Source organism: Streptomyces sp. NPDC046915, from assembly GCF_040644935.1.
GTDB lineage: Bacteria > Actinomycetota > Actinomycetes > Streptomycetales > Streptomycetaceae > Streptomyces.
This window is the reverse complement of record NZ_JBEYXB010000001.1, coordinates 137989-154122: the sequence shown is the minus strand read 5'-3', so window position 1 is coordinate 154122 and position 16134 is coordinate 137989. Positions and strand designations below refer to the sequence as shown.

Annotated in this window: 19 protein-coding genes; 9 read left to right on the top strand and 10 right to left on the bottom strand. The window is 70.5% G+C overall.

Features of this window, described 5'->3' with window-relative positions:
- Positions 1–32: 32 nt before the first annotated feature.
- From ABZ915_RS00640 to ABZ915_RS00630, 3 genes are read left to right on the top strand one after another with little or no spacing between them, the layout of a single operon-like run.
- Positions 33–740, top strand: a complete 708-nt coding sequence (locus ABZ915_RS00640) for a metal-dependent hydrolase (RefSeq protein WP_361793479.1) — start codon at positions 33–35, stop codon at positions 738–740.
- A gap of 41 nt (positions 741–781) precedes the next feature.
- Complete coding sequence (locus ABZ915_RS00635; RefSeq protein WP_361793476.1) at positions 782–1306, top strand: XRE family transcriptional regulator; 525 nt, start codon at positions 782–784, stop codon at positions 1304–1306.
- 40 nt (positions 1307–1346) lie between these two features.
- Positions 1347–2399: a low specificity L-threonine aldolase gene (locus ABZ915_RS00630; protein ID WP_361793473.1), complete on the top strand. Its 1053-nt coding sequence runs from the start codon at positions 1347–1349 to the stop codon at positions 2397–2399.
- Here the strand turns inward: ABZ915_RS00630 and ABZ915_RS00625 are convergent.
- Positions 2389–3432, bottom strand: coding sequence for a DUF5937 family protein (locus ABZ915_RS00625; RefSeq protein WP_361793471.1), 1044 nt, complete (start codon positions 3430–3432; stop codon positions 2389–2391). The genes ABZ915_RS00630 and ABZ915_RS00625 overlap by 11 nt on opposite strands.
- 89 nt (positions 3433–3521) lie before the next feature.
- Here ABZ915_RS00625 and ABZ915_RS00620 point away from each other — a divergent pair, with 89 nt between their 5' ends.
- Positions 3522–4748, top strand: a complete 1227-nt coding sequence (locus ABZ915_RS00620; protein ID WP_361793468.1) for an MFS transporter — start codon at positions 3522–3524, stop codon at positions 4746–4748.
- Here the strand turns inward: ABZ915_RS00620 and ABZ915_RS00615 are convergent.
- From ABZ915_RS00615 to ABZ915_RS00605, 3 genes are all read right to left on the bottom strand, one after another.
- Positions 4745–5185 (bottom strand): nuclear transport factor 2 family protein, encoded by a 441-nt coding sequence (locus ABZ915_RS00615; RefSeq protein ID WP_361793465.1) that lies wholly within the window; start codon positions 5183–5185, stop codon positions 4745–4747. The genes ABZ915_RS00620 and ABZ915_RS00615 overlap by 4 nt on opposite strands.
- 68 nt (positions 5186–5253) lie before the next feature.
- The gene (locus ABZ915_RS00610) at positions 5254–6978 is read right to left on the bottom strand and encodes a phospholipid carrier-dependent glycosyltransferase (protein WP_361793462.1); all 1725 of its coding nucleotides are present in this window, start codon (positions 6976–6978) and stop codon (positions 5254–5256) included.
- Between the two features lie 77 nt (positions 6979–7055).
- Positions 7056–7229, bottom strand: a complete 174-nt coding sequence (locus ABZ915_RS00605) for a hypothetical protein (protein ID WP_361793459.1) — start codon at positions 7227–7229, stop codon at positions 7056–7058.
- Positions 7230–7630: 401 nt separating this feature from the next.
- Between ABZ915_RS00605 and ABZ915_RS00600 the strand changes: the two genes are divergently transcribed.
- Positions 7631–8653 (top strand): glycoside hydrolase family 3 N-terminal domain-containing protein, encoded by a 1023-nt coding sequence (locus ABZ915_RS00600; protein ID WP_361793456.1) that lies wholly within the window; start codon positions 7631–7633, stop codon positions 8651–8653.
- Positions 8654–8675: 22 nt separating this feature from the next.
- Here ABZ915_RS00600 and ABZ915_RS00595 read toward each other — a convergent pair whose 3' ends face one another.
- Both ABZ915_RS00595 and ABZ915_RS00590 read right to left on the bottom strand, forming a co-directional pair.
- Positions 8676–9797 carry a Gfo/Idh/MocA family oxidoreductase gene (locus ABZ915_RS00595; protein WP_361793453.1) on the bottom strand — a complete coding sequence of 374 codons (1122 nt, stop codon included), beginning with the start codon at positions 9795–9797 and terminating at the stop codon, positions 8676–8678.
- A gap of 36 nt (positions 9798–9833) precedes the next feature.
- Entirely contained in the window at positions 9834–10874 is a 1041-nt protein-coding gene (locus ABZ915_RS00590) for an aldo/keto reductase (RefSeq protein ID WP_361793450.1), read from the bottom strand.
- Positions 10875–11032: 158 nt separating this feature from the next.
- On the opposite strand from ABZ915_RS00590, the gene ABZ915_RS00585 reads away from it, so the two are divergent.
- From ABZ915_RS00585 to ABZ915_RS00575, 3 genes are all read left to right on the top strand, one after another.
- Positions 11033–11446 carry a MarR family winged helix-turn-helix transcriptional regulator gene (locus ABZ915_RS00585; protein ID WP_361793447.1) on the top strand — a complete coding sequence of 138 codons (414 nt, stop codon included), beginning with the start codon at positions 11033–11035 and terminating at the stop codon, positions 11444–11446.
- Positions 11447–11473: 27 nt separating this feature from the next.
- Positions 11474–12094 (top strand): ATP-binding protein, encoded by a 621-nt coding sequence (locus ABZ915_RS00580; RefSeq protein WP_361793444.1) that lies wholly within the window; start codon positions 11474–11476, stop codon positions 12092–12094.
- Positions 12095–12207: 113 nt separating this feature from the next.
- The gene (locus ABZ915_RS00575) at positions 12208–12408 is read left to right on the top strand and encodes a hypothetical protein (protein ID WP_361793441.1); all 201 of its coding nucleotides are present in this window, start codon (positions 12208–12210) and stop codon (positions 12406–12408) included.
- A 55-nt stretch (positions 12409–12463) separates the two neighbouring features.
- Here the strand turns inward: ABZ915_RS00575 and ABZ915_RS00570 are convergent, their stop codons facing one another.
- Entirely contained in the window at positions 12464–13321 is an 858-nt protein-coding gene (locus tag ABZ915_RS00570; RefSeq protein ID WP_361793438.1) for a DUF2236 domain-containing protein, read from the bottom strand.
- A gap of 176 nt (positions 13322–13497) precedes the next feature.
- On the opposite strand from ABZ915_RS00570, the gene ABZ915_RS00565 reads away from it, so the two are divergent.
- Positions 13498–13944, top strand: coding sequence for a PPOX class F420-dependent oxidoreductase (locus tag ABZ915_RS00565; RefSeq protein WP_361793435.1), 447 nt, complete (start codon positions 13498–13500; stop codon positions 13942–13944).
- 28 nt (positions 13945–13972) lie between these two features.
- Here ABZ915_RS00565 and ABZ915_RS00560 read toward each other — a convergent pair whose 3' ends face one another.
- The 3 genes from ABZ915_RS00560 to ABZ915_RS00550 are packed head-to-tail and all read right to left on the bottom strand — an operon-like array spanning position 13973 to position 16120.
- On the bottom strand, positions 13973–14506 hold the full coding sequence (locus tag ABZ915_RS00560; protein ID WP_361793432.1) for a GNAT family N-acetyltransferase: 534 nt from the start codon (positions 14504–14506) through the stop codon (positions 13973–13975).
- Positions 14499–15863 carry a condensation domain-containing protein gene (locus ABZ915_RS00555; protein WP_361793429.1) on the bottom strand — a complete coding sequence of 455 codons (1365 nt, stop codon included), beginning with the start codon at positions 15861–15863 and terminating at the stop codon, positions 14499–14501. Before ABZ915_RS00555 ends, ABZ915_RS00560 begins: the two co-directional genes overlap by 8 nt.
- On the bottom strand, positions 15860–16120 hold the full coding sequence (locus tag ABZ915_RS00550; protein ID WP_361793426.1) for an acyl carrier protein: 261 nt from the start codon (positions 16118–16120) through the stop codon (positions 15860–15862). The genes ABZ915_RS00555 and ABZ915_RS00550 overlap by 4 nt, the downstream gene beginning before the upstream one ends.
- Positions 16121–16134 lie beyond the last annotated feature (14 nt).

The window sequence follows — 16134 nt, the reverse complement described above, 5'->3', positions numbered from 1 at the left end:
CGTTCGTTATAGTGAACGTATCGTTTATCGCCATGGAGAGTGTGATGCAGGTCAGGACCTATCTCGATGACACGTACGCGGAGCAGACCGAGACACGGGTGATCGCCCTCGGACACCGGGACGGGCTGCCCTGGGCGGCCGTGGAGCACTGCCTGTTCCACCCGCAGGGCGGCGGCCAGCCCGCCGACCGGGGATGGCTGGAGGAGACCGAGGTCGTCCCCGTCCGGGATGAACAGTCGGGGCTGATCGTGGCCGTGCCCGCCTCCGGGGAAGCCGGGTGGCCCGAGTTCACCGACGGGCAGCCGGTGCGGGCGCGCATCGACCCGGTGACGCGGATGACGCACGCGGCTCTGCACACCGCCGGGCATCTGGTCGAGGCGGCCGGCCGGGCCCAGGGATGGGAACTGGCCGGGAACAACCACTTCCCCGGCCAGGCGCGCGTCGAGTTCACCGCCCCACAGCCGGATGCCCGGCTGGCCGAGCCCGAGGGCCGGGAGGAGGTACTCGCCGAACTGCGCAAGACGGTCGCGGCGGCCATCGACGAGGATCTTCCGGTGACCGCGGAAACGGACGAGCAGGGACTGCGTGTGGTCTCCCTGGGCGCCCTGCACTCCGCACCCTGCGGGGGAACGCATGTGCGCAGCCTCGGCGACCTCAGCGACGTGGTCCTGTCCGCGCTGAAGGTCAAGCGGGGCCGCATCCGTGTGTCGTACTCCGCCGCGCACGGGCCACGCCGATGACCCCGCCGCCCGGTCGGTCGACGAGCAGCACCGCCGCGGCCGTGGGAGCGCAGATCCGCCGGCGGCGTGAACAGCGCGGGATGAGCGGCTCCGAGCTGGCGCGGCGCGCCGGCCTGAGCAAGGCGACGCTCTCGCAACTGGAGGCCGGCAGGGGAAACCCGACGATCGAGACGCTGGACGCGCTCGCGATCGCGCTCAGGATCCCGCTGACCGACCTGCTGACCCGCGACACCGACCCCGGCCCCGTCTTCGTCCCCGGCACCGACCTCGCCGAGGACGAGGTCGGCCGAGAGCTGCTGCGCCGGATCAGCAGCGGTCACAGCCTGGAGATCTGGCGGCTGCGGATGCCTGCCCGCACCGAGCTGGCGGGCGTGCCCCACGCGACCGGCACCGTGGAGCACCTGTTCGTCGCCACGGGCCGGCTGACCGCCGGCCCCACCGACAGCCCGCGCCTGCTGGCCGCGGGCGATCTGCTCGCCTTCGCCGGCGACGCCCCCCACATCTACCGCACCGACACAGAACCGGCGGACGTCACCGTCGTCATCGCCTCGCCCATCGTCAGCTGAAAGTCAGCTGAAAGCCACCGAAAGCCAAGGCCCGCACACCATGAGCAACGCCACCCCCTACGCCCACGCCTTCTCCAGCGACAACGTCGCCGGGGCCGCCCCGCAGATCATCGACGCCGTGAGCCGTGCCGCGTCCGGACCTGCCGCACCCTACGGCGCGGACCGCGTCACCGCCGACGTCCGGCGCCGCCTGTGCGAGATATTCGACCACGACGTCGACGTGCTCCTCGTCTCCACCGGCTCCGCGGCCAACGCCCTGAGCCTGGCCGCCCTGACCCCGCCCTGGGGCAGTGTCCTGTGCCACCGCGACAGCCACATCAACAACGACGAGTGCGGCGCGCCCGAGTTCTACACCGCGGGCGCCAAGCTCGTCCCCCTCCCCGGCGACGACGCGAAGATCGACCCCGACGCGCTGCGGGCGGCTGTCCGGCACAAGCGAGGGGACGTGCACAGCGTGGAGCCGTCCGTGGTGAGCATCACCCAGGCCACCGAGACCGGCGCCGTCTACACCCTCGACGAACTCCGCACCCTCGCACCCATAGCCAAGGAGGCGGGCCTGCGCCTTCACATGGACGGCGCACGCTTCGCCGGCGCCGTCGCCGCTCTGGGCTGCACCCCCGCCGAGATGACCTGGCAGGCCGGCGTCGACCTGCTGTCCTTCGGGGCCACCAAGAACGGCACCATGACCGCCGACGCCATCGTCGTCTTCGACCGCTCGCTCACCCCCGAACTCTCCTTCCGCGCCAAGCGCGCCGGCCAGCTCGCCGCCAAGATGCGCTTCCACGCCGCCCAGTTCGACGCCTACCTCGCCGACGACCTGTGGCTGCGCAACGCGACCCAGGCCAACACCATGGCCGCCCGGCTCCAAGAGGGACTCAAGGCCCTGCCGGACGTCGACTTCCCCGGCGCGGTCGAGGCCAACATCGTCTTCTGCCGCCTGCCCCAGCACGTCATCGACGGCCTCCTGTCCGAGGGCTACGCCTTCTACCACGACCGCTGGGAGCCGGGAGTCGTCCGCCTCGTCACCTCGTTCGCGACCACGTCCGAGGACGTCGACGGCCTGGTGAACGCGGTCCGCCGCCTCACCGCCTGACAGGTGCGACCGGGTCACCCCGGCCTGAAGCGACACTCGGCCCGGCCGGTGCCGCGCCGGCGACCAGTGCGTCGCCGAGTGCCGTGCGCCGGTAGAGCACCGAGCGGCCGGATCGGGCGCGTACCAGCAGACCGGTCGTGCGAAGCACAGCGAGGTGGTCGCCGACCGCGCCGGGGGCCATCGCGAGGCTGTGGGCGAGCTGGCTGGTGCTGGCCGGCACGCCCAACTCGACCAGCAGGCGCGCCCGGGAGGCTCCGAGCAGGCCCGCGAGCGCCGTCAGCGCGTCCGGATCGGGCGCCGCCCGCTCCCACAGGACGGAGGTGCCGCGCGCCCGGTAGATCAGGGCCTTCGGCCAGGGCTCCTCGTGGAAGACCGCCACGGCGGGCCAGACCAGCACCGAGGGCACCAGCAGCAGCCCCTCCCCAGCGAGACTCACGTCCCCGTGCGCGGCGCGCACCGGTACCGACAGGTGCTGTCCCTGCCAGACCAGAGCCCCTTCCAGGCCCTCGATCGCCTCTTTCCAGCCGCGCTCGCCGATGACGCCCACCCGGTGCACGATGTCGCGTTCACAGACAGCCCGCAGCTGCGGCCAGTCCGGGGCGAGCAGCTCGTGCCAGGCGCGGTCCAGCGCGTCGGCGACCGCGTCCACCACCTGGTCGGACTCCAGCAGCTCACGGATCCGTGGATCACGCACCGGTTGCTCGCGCAGCACGGCGTCGATCTCCGCCCGCGCCACAGCGAGCGGCGTGGCCCGGATCGCGGCGAGATCATCGGCCCAGTTCTGGGTGAGGCCGCGCGGAGGTGGGGCGACGAAGTTGACCCCCGCCCTGCTGCTCTGCAGGGCCAGTACCGCGTCCAGCGACGTCTCGCCGCGCAGCCGCGTGAAGCCCGGGGCGAGTCGCACCCCCCAGCCGGCCGGCAGCACCGCGTCCCGGCCGCCGAGACGGCGCAGCAGTCCGCAGAGTTCGAAGGCCGGCGAGAGAGCGAACCGGCTGCGCAACAGGTCCTCGGCGGTGGCGGTGAAGCGGAGCATTCCTCCAGCGTAGACCGCGTCAGACCTGACCTTACGTCCTCCGGCGAATCTTTCGCTTCCGGGCCGAGTTCTCCACGACGCTGCTGCGCATGACCACCGCATCCCCTCCGCACGCGGCGTCGACGCCGCGCACGACCTACCGCCAGGTGCTCGCCGAGCCGCGCTTCCGGCTGCTCTTCCTGACCCGGATGCTGGGCGTGACCGCCGACTCGCTCCGCATCACCACCTTCTCGGCGCTGGTCTTCGCGGGCACCGGCTCGGCGCTGCTCAGCGCGCTGGCGTTCGGCGCGGGATTCCTGCCGCAGCTCTTCGGCTCGTTGCTGCTCGGCTCGCTGGCCGACCGGCTCCCGCCCCGCGCGCTGATCGCCGGCGGCTACCTGCTGGAGGGCGTGGCGGCGGCCCTGCTCGCCCTGGTGCGGATGCCGATCGTGGCGGGCCTCGCCCTCGTCTCCTTGGTGGCCCTGGCGACCCCGGTATTCAGTGGCGCCTCCGGACAGCTCGTCGCCCGCTGGCTGAAGGGCGACGCGTACGTGCTGGGGCGCTCGCTCAACAACATGGCATCCGGCGGTGCGCAGCTCTTCGGCCTGACGCTCGGCGGCGCCGCCGTCGCGGCGGTGGGCCCACACGCGGCACTGGTGACGGGGGCCGCACTGCACCTGCTCTGCGCGGCGGCGGTCCGGCTGCGGTTGCCGCGGCTCGCGCCGACGCCGGCGGAGGGGGATCCCTCGGGTGGCGGCGCGATGCGGGACAGCCTGCGTGGCGCCGGCGCACTGCTGGGCCACCGCTCGGTCCGACGACTGCTGTTCGCACAGTGGCTCCCGAGCGCGTTCGTCGCCGGAGCAGAGGGGCTGATCGTCGCCTACTCGGGCAGCCACGGCTTCCCCTCCGGCACCTACGCGGTGCTGATGGCCTGCCTGCCGGTCGGCATGCTGGTGGGCGACCTCGTGGTGGGACGGTGGCTGCGGCCGACCACACGGGAACGCATGGTGGTCCCTCTGATCGTGCTGATGGGCCTGCCGCTGGTCGGCTTCGCCGGCGATCCGGGCCGCCCGCTCTCCGTCGTACTGCTGCTGCTCGCCGGCTGCGGTTTCGCCAACGGCCTCGGACTGCAACGTGAGTTCCTGGCCGCCCTTCCCGAGCAGGGCCAGGGCCAGGCGTTCGGCCTGCTGGGCTCCGGTAACATGACACTTCAGGGTCTCGGCCCGGTCTGTGTCGGCGCGTTCGCCGCCGTGAGCGGCACCGGTGGCGCGATGGCCCTGGCGGGGCTCGGCGCGTTGCTGACCGCGGCGTGGATCCTCAGCTGGCGGCGCGTCTAATGATCAGCACGCAAGTGGCCGCTCACGTCGCCCACCAGGTGGATCCGGACCCGCCGTTCCACGAACCGCCACTGTCCGTCGCGACGCTCGAAACAGTCGCTGTAGCGTCCCGCGGCGATGGGCTGCAACGGCAGTTCGGGCAGGGCCTGGAAGACAGTGACGTAGGAACGCGCGGTGGCGGTGCCCGCCTCCTCGTCGACCTCGACCGCGATGTTCGTCGTGGCATGGTGGGTGCGCGGCGTGCCGTCCGCGTAGAGGATCACGGTGTCCCGGAGCATCTTCTCGACTGCCTCGCGGCCCTCGGCCGGAGCACCGCTCCCGATGAACACGGCGTCGGCGAACAACGCGCCGACGCCCGCGAAGTCACCGGCGTCGACCAACTCCGCGTACCTGGCGATCAGATTGACCACGGCATACGTATCTGCGGCTGCATTCATGACCTGTGAGGTTATGGGATTCCCAAGAGGGCGATCTGGTCGGCGCCGCCGTTCAACGGCGGCCGGTCTCAGATCCAGCTGTCAAACCACATCCTGGTGTGCCAGTCGGCGTACGGGATCGTCTGCCCGGTGTAGAGCGGGAAGAAATAGATGAAGTTCCAGGCGATGAGCAGAACAAGCGCGCCCGCGACCACCGCACCCCCAATGCGGCGTTTGGCGGCCGCGCCCGGCGAACCCGACAAGGCTCCGAGCATCATCGTCACGGCCAGGCACAGATACGGCACGAAAACGACCGCGTAGAAGGAGAAGATCGTGCGGTCCTGATAGAGGAACCAGGGCAGATAACCGGCACCCACCGCACACAGGATGGCGCCGGCGCGCCAGTCGCGGCGCAGGGCCCACCGGTAGAGCAGGTACACGAGGGCGCAGCATGCCGACCACCACAGGAGCGGTGTGCCGAGGGCGAGAACCGTCTGCGAGCAGTTGGCCGCCGTGTGGCAGCCGTCCTGTCCGGGTGCCGGTGACTGGTAGTGGAACAGCACGGGACGGCCCAGGACCAGCCAACTCCAGGGGTTGGACTGGTACTTGTGCGGGGTGTGCAGCCCCACGTTGAACTGGTAGACCCCGTACTCGTAGTGCCACAGGCTGCGGAGCGGAGCGGGTATCCATGACCAGGTGCCGCCGCGGCCGTCGGCCCAGTGGCGGCCGTAGCCGTTGTCGGACAGGAACCAGCCGGTCCATGTCGCCAGATACGTCACACCCGCGACCGGGATCAGCGACAGGAACGACCAGCCGAAGTCCTTGCGCACCACCGCCCGGTACGGGCGGCGCGCCCCGGCGATGCGGCGGGCGCCGACGTCCCACAGCACCGTCAGGATCACGAAGAAGGCCAGGACATACAGTCCGTTCCACTTGGTGGAAGCCGCCAGCCCCAGGAACAGGCCGGCCCCGAGCCGCCAGGGACGCACCCCCGTCCCGGCACGGTCACCGGTGCGCGCGTCCGGGCGCGCACGGCCGTCCACGCCGACCGGCAAGGCCGCCGCGAGCCGGGCCCGTGCGTGGTCCCGGTCGATCAGCAGGCATCCGAACGCCGCCAGTACGAAGAACATGACGACGAGGTCCAGCAGCGCGGTACGGCTCATCACCACATGCAGACCGTCCACCGCCATCAACGCGCCGGCCAGGCAGCCCAGCAGTGTCGAACGGAACAGGCGGCGCCCTATTCGGCACAGCATCAGCACCGAAAGGGTGCCCAGCACGGCCGTCATGAGGCGCCAGCCGAACGGGGTCAGACCGAACATCCACTCACCGAGGGCGATCACCCACTTGCCCGTCGGCGGGTGCGCGACGAAGGCCCCGGTGTCCGAGAGTGGGATCTGCTGAGGGCGGGCGAGTAGCTGCGGGTCGGCAATCTTGCGGTCCGGCCAGGTGCCCTCGTAGCCGAGATGTAACAGCGACCAGGCGTCCTTGGCGTAGTAGGTCTCGTCGAAGACGACGCCCCGCGGTCGGCCGAGGTGCCAGAAGCGGATCGCTCCGGCCAGGACGGCGACGAGTACCGGCCCCACCCATTCCATCGCCTTCCCGACGCGGAACACCCGTGCCGGATCGAGATGTGTGAGCTCTCGCAGCCGGGCCGGCGGCTTCGGAAAGGGCGGAACGAGACGCTCGCGGACGTCGGTCCCCGGGCGTGCCGTGTATCCGAATCGGCGAAGGCGTTCCTGCCAGTCGTCGGGCGCCGTCGTCGGACGGGTGCCGTCCAGGGCAGGGGAGCGGGTCGCGTTGCTACTCGTCACCGGACAACCCTAGTTAGTCGGGGGCCCGTGTGGTGAGGCGGACCGTCCGCGGCAGGCATGACGCCGGCCGACGCCGGTCAGTGCTTGAAGCCGCCCTTCGACCTCTCCTTGGTGTCCCGGGCCTTGCCCCGGGCCTCCAGTGCGGCTCCCTTGGCCGCGGTGGTCTCGTTGCCGACAGCGTGCGCCACCTTCCGCACCGCCTTCCCGACAACCTGCTCGGCCTTGGCCTTGGCCTTCTCTCCGGCACTCATGTCAGTCCTTTCATCGGCATTCACCCATCCACCTGCCCCTGCCCCTGGCGTGGAAACAGCCGGCGTGCGCTGGGGCCCGCGACTACAGAGGCGAACGACGCCAGATGGATGTACGTTTAGTTGTACTGGCTGCGTGACCGCCGTCGACGGCCGAGCAAGGGGTGCCCGGTCCGCGGTCGGCGTACCGGAAGGGGCTCCGCATGACGCCGCGGCAGGCACCATCCCATGGCCCGAGAGGGAAGCGGGCGGTCTGGCCCGTCCCGCTGCTGACGCTTTCGCTGGCCGCCGCAGGCCTGGGCGGCGCCTACACCTCGCACGCCGGGGTCGTATCGCGAGCGCCCGCTTCGGCGAATGGGAGCGCGACCGCGACCGAGACCTGCGTCGACAAGGTCTTCGGGGCAATGACCGGGCCGCAACGAGTGGGTCAGCTCTTCATGGGCGCCGTAGCCGCCTCGAATCCGGACCGGACGAGGATCCAGGTCCTGCGTCAGTACCACGTCGGGTCGGTCTTCCTGGCGGGACGGAGTACGGCGGGTACGAAGGCGACCAAGACCCTGGTCGACGGTCTTCAGGCGAAGGCCGACACCGTCTCGGGGCATCGCGTGGGCCTGCTGGTGTCCACCGACCAGGAGGGCGGCAAGGTGCAAGTGCTGTCCGGTCCCGGGTTCTCGACCATGCCGAGTGCCCTGGTGCAGGGAAGCTGGTCGACCTCGAAGCTGCAGTCCGAGGCCGCCATGTGGGCGAATCAGCTCAAGGCGGCCGGTGTGAATCTGAACCTCGCGCCCGTCGCCGATGTCGTTCCGGCCAGTCTCGGCAGGAACAACGGTCCGATCGGCCGGTACGACCGTGAGTTCGGCCATACGGCCGCCACGGTGACCCCCCACAGCAACGCGTTCGCAGCAGGCTTCGCCCAGTCCCATGTACTGGCCACGCTCAAGCACTTTCCGGGACTCGGCTTCGTCCGCGGCAACACCGACACCACGGCGAACGTGGTGGACTCCGTGACGACCGCCAAGAGTTCGAGCATCATCCCGTTCAGCTCGGGGATCAAGGCGGGCGCGCCCTTCGTGATGGTCTCGCTGGCCACGTACAGCAAGATCGACCCGAAGCATCAGGCCGTCTTCTCCTCAACGGTGATCCAGGGCATGCTCCGCAAGTCCCTCGGCTTCCAGGGCGTGGTGATCTCGGACGACCTCGGGAACGCGGTGGCGGTGAAGGCTGTGTCCCCGGCCGGCCGCGCCCTGAACTTCCTCTCGGCCGGCGGAGACCTGGTCCTGACCGTCGAACCGAACCTGGTCCCGGCCATGGCCAAAGCAGTACAGATCCGGATGGCACAGAACACGGCCTTCCGTACACAGGTCGACCAGAGCGTCCATCGCATCCTGGCCGCCAAGCAGCAGGCGGGCTTGCTGTCCTGCGGCTGACGCCGATGACGGCGCGGTTCGGTCAGGCTGTCGTAGCGGCGGATTCGATGCCGCGGTGCCGGGCGGCGCCGTGTGCGAAGTCGGGTACCGCTGACGTGCCCTGGCGCAGGTCGTTCAGGAACTGCTGGTAGGCGTGAGCAACTGCGTAGGCGGGCGCGTCGGTTCGGGGGTTCAGTTCGGGGACGCGAACGTACGATTCCGGAACTGTCAGGGGAGTGAGTCCGGGGGACGTTCCGCGGCCGCCTTCGAGGGTGACCGGACTGAGCTGGAGATGGCCGGTCGGGGCGGTGAGGACGAGGTCGCCCTCGGTACCGTTGATCTCCCAGCGGAAGTTGGTGCCCCGGGACATGCCGCCGCGGTAGTGGAAGGTGGCCACCGCGCCGCCCGGCAGCCGCCCCGAGGCCGTCACCTGGTCCGCGGCGGTCATGGGTACGGGCTGTCCGCTCTCGGTGTCCAGGGCCGACCTACGCCGCGACCCCAGTTGGATCCGCAGTTCCTCGGGCTCTCCCAGGACGGACGCGAGTCCGTCGAGGGTGTGGCTGAAGGGAATGGTCAGCAGCGTCGCGCCGTTGGCGGCGTCGAGCACGTAGTGGTCGCGGGGGCCGACGGTGGCGCCCCAGGCACCACCGGAGCCGACGACCGTCGTGGACAGCACCTCTCCGACGTAGCCGTCGGCAACGAGATGGCGTGCGTAGGCGAGGGCCGGATGCGACCGCGCCTGGAGTCCGACGACGGTCGGCACAGCGCGGTTGTGCGCCTGCCGCGCCATGTCCTCGGCTTCCGCCAGTCCGTTGCCCAGGGGCCACTCGCACAGCACGCTCTTGCCGGCGCTCAGCGCCGTCCGCACCAGTTCCCGGTGGTGCGGCACCTTCACCGCCACGACCACGAGGTCCACCTCGTCGCAGGCGGCCAGTTCGGCCGCCGTCCCGAAGGCGCGGGGCACACCGTGCGCCTGTCCGGAGCGCTTCGCCGACTGGTTCGAGCTCGTGCTCAGGGCCCGCAGCTCGTAACCCGGTACGGCGCGCAGGGCCGGCAGGTGAGAGCGCTCGGCCCAACTCCCTTGCGCCCCTAGCCCGATGATCCCTACTCCGATCGGCTTCTCGGACCGGGCCAGCTCGGTCAGCAGTGATTCGGATGTGTTCATGATTCGGAGTCTCTTCCTTGTCCGGATGGCGCCGGCTCACTCACCGTGGCCATGGGTCTGGTGCGATGGCTGCGAGCCCCGTTCGCTGTCCAGCAGGGACATGAGGGGTGCGGCGTACCGGGTTCCGGCCACCGCGTCGGCCGGGACGGCCTCCTCGATCGTGCGAAGGTCCGTGTCGGTCAGGCCGAGGTCGGTCGTGGCCAGGGCTTCTTCGACGCGGTGCGGTCGGCGGGCGCCCAGGATGGCCACGATGCTGCCGCGCTCGCGGCTCCGGGCGATGACCCAGGCGGTGGCGAGCTGCGCGACGCTGACGCCGCGCGCGTCGGCGAGCGGCCGCAGCCGGTCGACGAGGGTGAGGTTCGCGGCGAGGTTGTCGGGGTGGAAGCGGGGCAGCCAGTGGGCGCGCGGGTCACCTCCGGCGGGTTGCCGGTAGGTGCCGGTGAGCAGGCCGTGCGCGAGGATCCCGTAGGCGGTGACGCCGATCCCCAGCTCGCGGCAGGTGTCCAGGATGCCGTTGGTCTCGGGACCCCGGCTGAACAGGGAGTACTCGATCTGTACATCACAGATCGGATGCACGGCGTGAGCGCGGCGGATGGTCTCCGGCCCCACCTCGGAGAGCCCGATGTGGCGCACGTACCCGGCCTGCACCAGCTCGGCGACGGCGCCGATCGTGTCCTCGATCGGGGTGTCGGGGGCGAGGCGGGCGGGGCGGTAGACGTCGACGTGGCTGGTGCCGAGGCGGCGCAGCGAGTAGGCGAGCGCGTTCTTGACGTGAGCGGGACGGCCCTCGATGCCCAGGAAGGCTCCGTCGGGACCGCGCAGACCGCCGAACTTGACGCTCAGAAGCGCCTTGCCGCGATCGCCGTTGCGCAGGGCGCGGCGGATGAGGTCCTCGTTGTGGCCCATGCCGTAGAAGTCGGCGGTGTCGAGGAGGGTGACGCCGGCGTCGAGGGCCGTGTGGATGGTGGCGATGGCGTCCGCCTCGTCGACGGGGGCGGTGTGGTCGGACATTCCGGCGCAGCCCAGCGCGAGAGGGGCGACCTGCGGGCCGCCGGTGCCAAGGGGTCGGGTCTGCATGGATCCTTCTGCGGGGCGGGAGAGGTGGGTGCGGCCGACAGGCGGCTGCCCGAGGCGCAGCCGGCTGTCGGTGCTGTTAGCGTTGATATTTCAACACTAGGAAGAGGCGCGTTGATATGTCAACACCAAGGGGTGGAACTGCCGAGCCGTACGAGTCCATGGGTGACCCTGCGCCGGACCCCGTCGAGCTCTGGTCCGCCTTCAAGCGCGCCCACGAGATAGTCCGAGCACGCGTGATCGCGGACACCGCCGAGGCGGCGGGGCTGTCCGAGCCGGACCTGACGATCCTCGTCAACCTCAACAAGGCGGGAGGCGCCCTGCGTCAGAGCGAGCTCGCCGCCTCGCTCGGCTGGGACCGCACACGCATCTCCCACCAGCTCACCCGCATGGGCAAGCGCGGACTCGTCACCCGTGAACGCGCCGGCGGTGTCACCGTCACCCTCACCGACACCGGACGCCAGGCCATCACCGCCGTGGGCCCCGGCCTGGACGCCGCGGTACGCCGGCACCTCACCGACAAGCTCTCCGCGCAGGAGATCGAAACACTGAGCTCTGTGCTCCGCCGGCTGTAGAGCGCGAGTTGACCGGATACTTGCCTGATGGAGATTTCTAGGGGTTCCTGGGGCAACACCACGCACGATTGGGCCGGCGTCGTCGATCTGGACCATCTAGCATCTGTCCGGCGCGCTCCGGAGGAGTTCGCGCCAAGTGGCCCTTGGCATCTCCTCCTTGAGGTGCTTGCGTACGCCGCCGACGAAGCGTCCAGCAGGGGCGGTGGGCGCTGCCTCGTCACTTTCCATCCGGACGGCTCCTTGTCCGTGGCGGATGACGGGCGGGGCACCGACACCCGTACGGACGAGCACGGCCAGGTCGTCAAGAAGCCCGTCATGGCAACCAAGGATCTTCGCTTCTTCGACTTCCCGGACGCGGAACTGCTTCCGGACGGCCATCCGCGCCGCGGCATGTCCGTGGTCGCGGCGCTCAGCGAATGGCTCGTCCATACCAACCGCCGCCTCAATGGCGCCTGGACCCAACGCTATGAGTGCGGCATCCCGGTCACCGACCTTGAGCCTGTCGAAGCCGACGGCACCACCGGGACACTCGTCCACTTCAGACCGGACGAACCACTGCGTTCGATGGGGGTGTCGATGGAGGGCCAGTTGAAGCGGCTGGCCATGATCTGGCCGGATCTGCACATTCAGGTCCGGCCCAGCGGGTGAGGGTGGCACTGCGGTCGGCTTGTGGCGCCACCGTTGACCCGCAACGCGGTGGGACAGCCCAACGCCGGGTTTGTGTGAATACTGCGATGGTGGCGCCATCATGGAGGCACGCCGTGACCGCGGCCGCGGTCCTCGCCGGCGCCGTAGGACTTGTTCTCACCGCCCTCCGCGACGCGCCCCCACTCCAGACCGGGTCGCAGGGCGAACCGAGCGGCGAAGTGGAGCGGGTCAGGGAAGCCTGGCGTGATGCCCTGCTGGAGCGCGGCATTCTGCCGTTCCTGCGGGAGGCGCTCCGGGAACACCAGCCGGAGTGACCGGGCCCCGACCGGATCACGCACGCGATCCGGGCCGCGATCCGTGGTGCTGTCCTCATCGTTGCGTCGGTACGGGGGACCGGGTTCGCCGGAGGCGTTCGATGAGTGGTGTGCGGTAGTCGGGAAGCAAGCTCTGGGCGCGGAAGGCCGACTTCAGGAAGAGACGAACGAGGCGCTCGCGGCGGGGGCTCATCCAGCCGATCCGGTGCAGTCGGCAGACCCGCTCGCCGGCGAGACAGCGCGTCACGTCCCTGCCGAACTCCCGCAAGGGCGCGGGGAACCAGCGCTCGGCGAAGAAGTCCATCATCGCGGTCGCCACACGACGGCCGGACTCCGTCGGCTCGTACGGACGGGAGTCGAACTCCGAGGCGAACTCGGTCATCGCCCTCCAGTCCTCGGGGAACGCCTCGTCGGCCAAGGGGCCGGACTCGCGTTCCAGCAGGCGGAAGAGCGCCTGCGCCCAGCGGTGCCACGCGATCTTCATGGGTTCGCTCGTGCCGGGCAGGCCGAGTGAGGTCATCAGGCCGTCGCCGAACGTGGCCAGCAGGACCAGTGGATAGACGAAGTCGTCGATGTCGTTGAAGTTGCCGGGCAGGTGCGGGGTTCTGCGGGCGATGGCCTGGTGCATGCGGTTGAGTCGTAAGACGGCCCCGCGTCCGGCCTCGCTGGACAAACCGTCCACCATCCAGGCCATCAGGAAGTCGTTGCCGTCCTGGAAACGCCGGTGGGGCCTCGTCTCCAGCTTGGCGGTGTGGGCCAGGGTGGCGGCCGTCGTACTCGGCTGCATCATGCGCATGGTGCCCGGATAGATCATCATCGCCAGGGCGAACTCCGGGACGCGGTGGCCGACGTAGAGCGAGATCATCCGCTCCCAGTCCTTCTCCGGGTCCATACGAGCCAGCTCACGGTCCACCCACTTGTACCCACGGCGCAATGCCGGTTCCCCCGTCTCGAAGTCATGCGCAGTTCCGGTGATGGTGCACAGCGTGGCACGAGGGTCCGACAACACCTCCTGGTGTGGTCACGGCCGCCACGCTGCGCACGGTTCCCCTGAACTGCCGCGCCCGTCATGGTTGGTAGCCTCCCGGGATGACTGCGACATTCGATGAAGCCGTCCGTGCCCGGCTGGAAGCCCCCAACATCTGGTACGTCGGCACGGTGTTCGCCGATGGAGCGCCGCAGGTCAGCCCGATGTGGGTGGATCTGGAGGGGGAGGGGGAGCTGATGTTCAACACCTCGGTGGGGCGGGTGAAGGAGGAGAATCTGCGCCGCGACCCCCGCGTCTATCTCTCGCACGCGGATGCCGCCGACCCCTTCGACCGAGTGCAGATCAGTGGTGTGGTGGCCCGCTTCATCGAGGGCCCGGAGGCACATGACCAGATGGACCGGCTGGCCCGCAAGTACCTGGGCAGCGAGCGTTTCGAGTGGACCATGCCGGGGGAGCAGCGGGTCGCGGTGATCGTGCGCCCGGTCAAGGTGCGGCACATCGTCGGGGTGGAGCGGTTCCGGCCCGGCGGCCCCGTCCCCGCTCCCTGACCGGCACACCCGTTGTGCCACTCAGCCGTCACATGGGGAACGACAGCAGGCGCACCGCTCCGGTCGGCCAGTTCGCTCCATCGCGCAGGGGGATCCACATGGTCCGCAGCGGCATGAGCACGTGTCCCTCGTGTTGCTCGACATGGACGTCCTGGTCCAGCGCTCGCCAACCGAGCCGCTCATAGAGGGCGACGAGGGGTTGTCGGCAGAAGAGCAGCCCATGCCGCGGCCCCAGCGTACGTGCGTGGTCCAGTGCCGCTGTGACGACCAGCCGTGCGAGACCTTGCCCCCGCAGGTCGGGCGCGACGGCCACTCCGCCGACGCCCACCACCTCGGTGCCGACACCGCCGATCGACATGGGGAGTCCGAGCAGGCCGGCGTGCGCCACGAGGCGGTCACCCAGCCTGATGCCGAAGTGCTCCTTCTTGGGCAGCCAGGTCAGGCCGACGTGGGCGACGCCGAAGGGATCGGCGCTGTTGCCGAGGATCTCGCCCTGCTCGGACCTCGTGTACCGCGTGAGCCGCACCACCGTCGGCGGCGTGGGTGACAGATGATCAGCCATCCCCACATGATCCTCTGCTCGCCCGGCTCGGTGCGGGTTGTTCGAGGGCCGTCCGCAGGACCTCCCCGAACGTCGCCCACAACGCGTCGGCCTCGGCGGTGGGCACCACCTGCGGGGGGTGTTCCAGTTCCAGGACGAGGCCCCCGCCCGGCTGGTCGGTCACGCCGATCCACAGGTCGTACTTGGCGGTGTCGTTGCCGTGGATGCGTACGGAGCGCACCGGTGGCGTGCAGATCGGCGCGTCCTGCATGGCCAGGACGGACGAGAACAGCGGGGTGTGGTGGGCGGAGCGCTCCGGCCGCAGCAGGGCGAGGAGTTGGGGCAGAGAGGTCTTGGCCCGGTCGCGTACGAAGGTGACGGCGGGCGCCACGTCCTCGACGGCGAACCGCGCGAAGGACCGCGCCGCGCCCGGACGCAGTGCGAGCGGCAGCGTGTTGACGAAGAAGCCGCACAGGCCGAGCGCCCCGAAGGTGTGCCGGGCCAGGAAGGGGCTGCCCAGGACGACGGCCGGGTCGCCGGTGTGCGCGTGGAGCGCGGTGGCGTGGACGGCGGTGAAGAACTCGTAGGCGGTCAGGCCGAGCGCGCGGTGGGCGGCCCGGATCGCGGCGCAGGTGGCGGGGTCCGGTTCCCAGCGGACACGCCGGGCGGCGCGGCCGCCTCCCGGCTCGCCCACCGCCGGTGCCGCCGCGGTCACGGAGGTCGTCACGGATGACACGGGTGCCGTGCCGGCCAGGAACTCGGCGAGTTCGGCCGCCTGACGGGCCGTCGCAGGGGAGCGTTCCGCCGCGGCCTGGGCGGTGTGTTCGCCGATGAGGTGGGTCTCCCGCGCGGTGCGCAACCGGTCGCCGTACGAGGCGGGCAAGGGGGTGCTGAGGCAGTGTGCGAGGTCGTCGACGAAGGGCTGGAGCGAGAACCCGTCGAAGACGATGTGGTGGACCGCCATGATGAGTACGGAACGGCCGTCGGGCCGCGCGTGGGCGAAATGGAGCAGCGGTCCCCGGTCGAGGTCGAAGTGCCGTGCGCCGAGCCGGGCGATGGCTTCCTCGGCCTCCCCGGCGCCGCAGGGGCCGAGGTCCTCGAAGGGCAGTTCGTCGGGCGTGAGCGGCTCGTCGACGAGGCCCGTGCCGGTGAGGGGATCGGCGACGGTCATGCGCAGGGCGGGCTGTGCGGTGAGGACGGCGGCCAGGGCGTCCTTGATGCGGTGAGTGCCGGCCTCGGGCTCCAGTTCGATGGCGAGGACGATGTTGTAGAGCTGCCGGGGACCGAGCTGATGGGTGACCCACAGCCCTTTCTGCGATGCGGTGAGGGGCAGCGTCGGGGCCGGTGGCCGCCACGCGTCCTCGGACCAGATGCTCATGCCCCGCCGCCTGCGACGGGTCGCGCGTCGAGAAGTTCGGCGAGCCAGTGCCGCAGGTCCCGCAGGGTGCTGTGGCGACTGATCCGGGCGAAGTCGATCTCCACGTCGGGATCGAGGGGCAGCGCGGCGACGATACGGACCACCTGGCGGGATTCGACCCCGAGGTCGACCAGCGTGCGGCTGTCGTCGGCGGCATCGAGGTCGCGGCCCAGGTGGCGTACGAGGAGGTCGTCGAGAACGGGCGTGGCGGGGGCCATCGGTGACGGTTCCT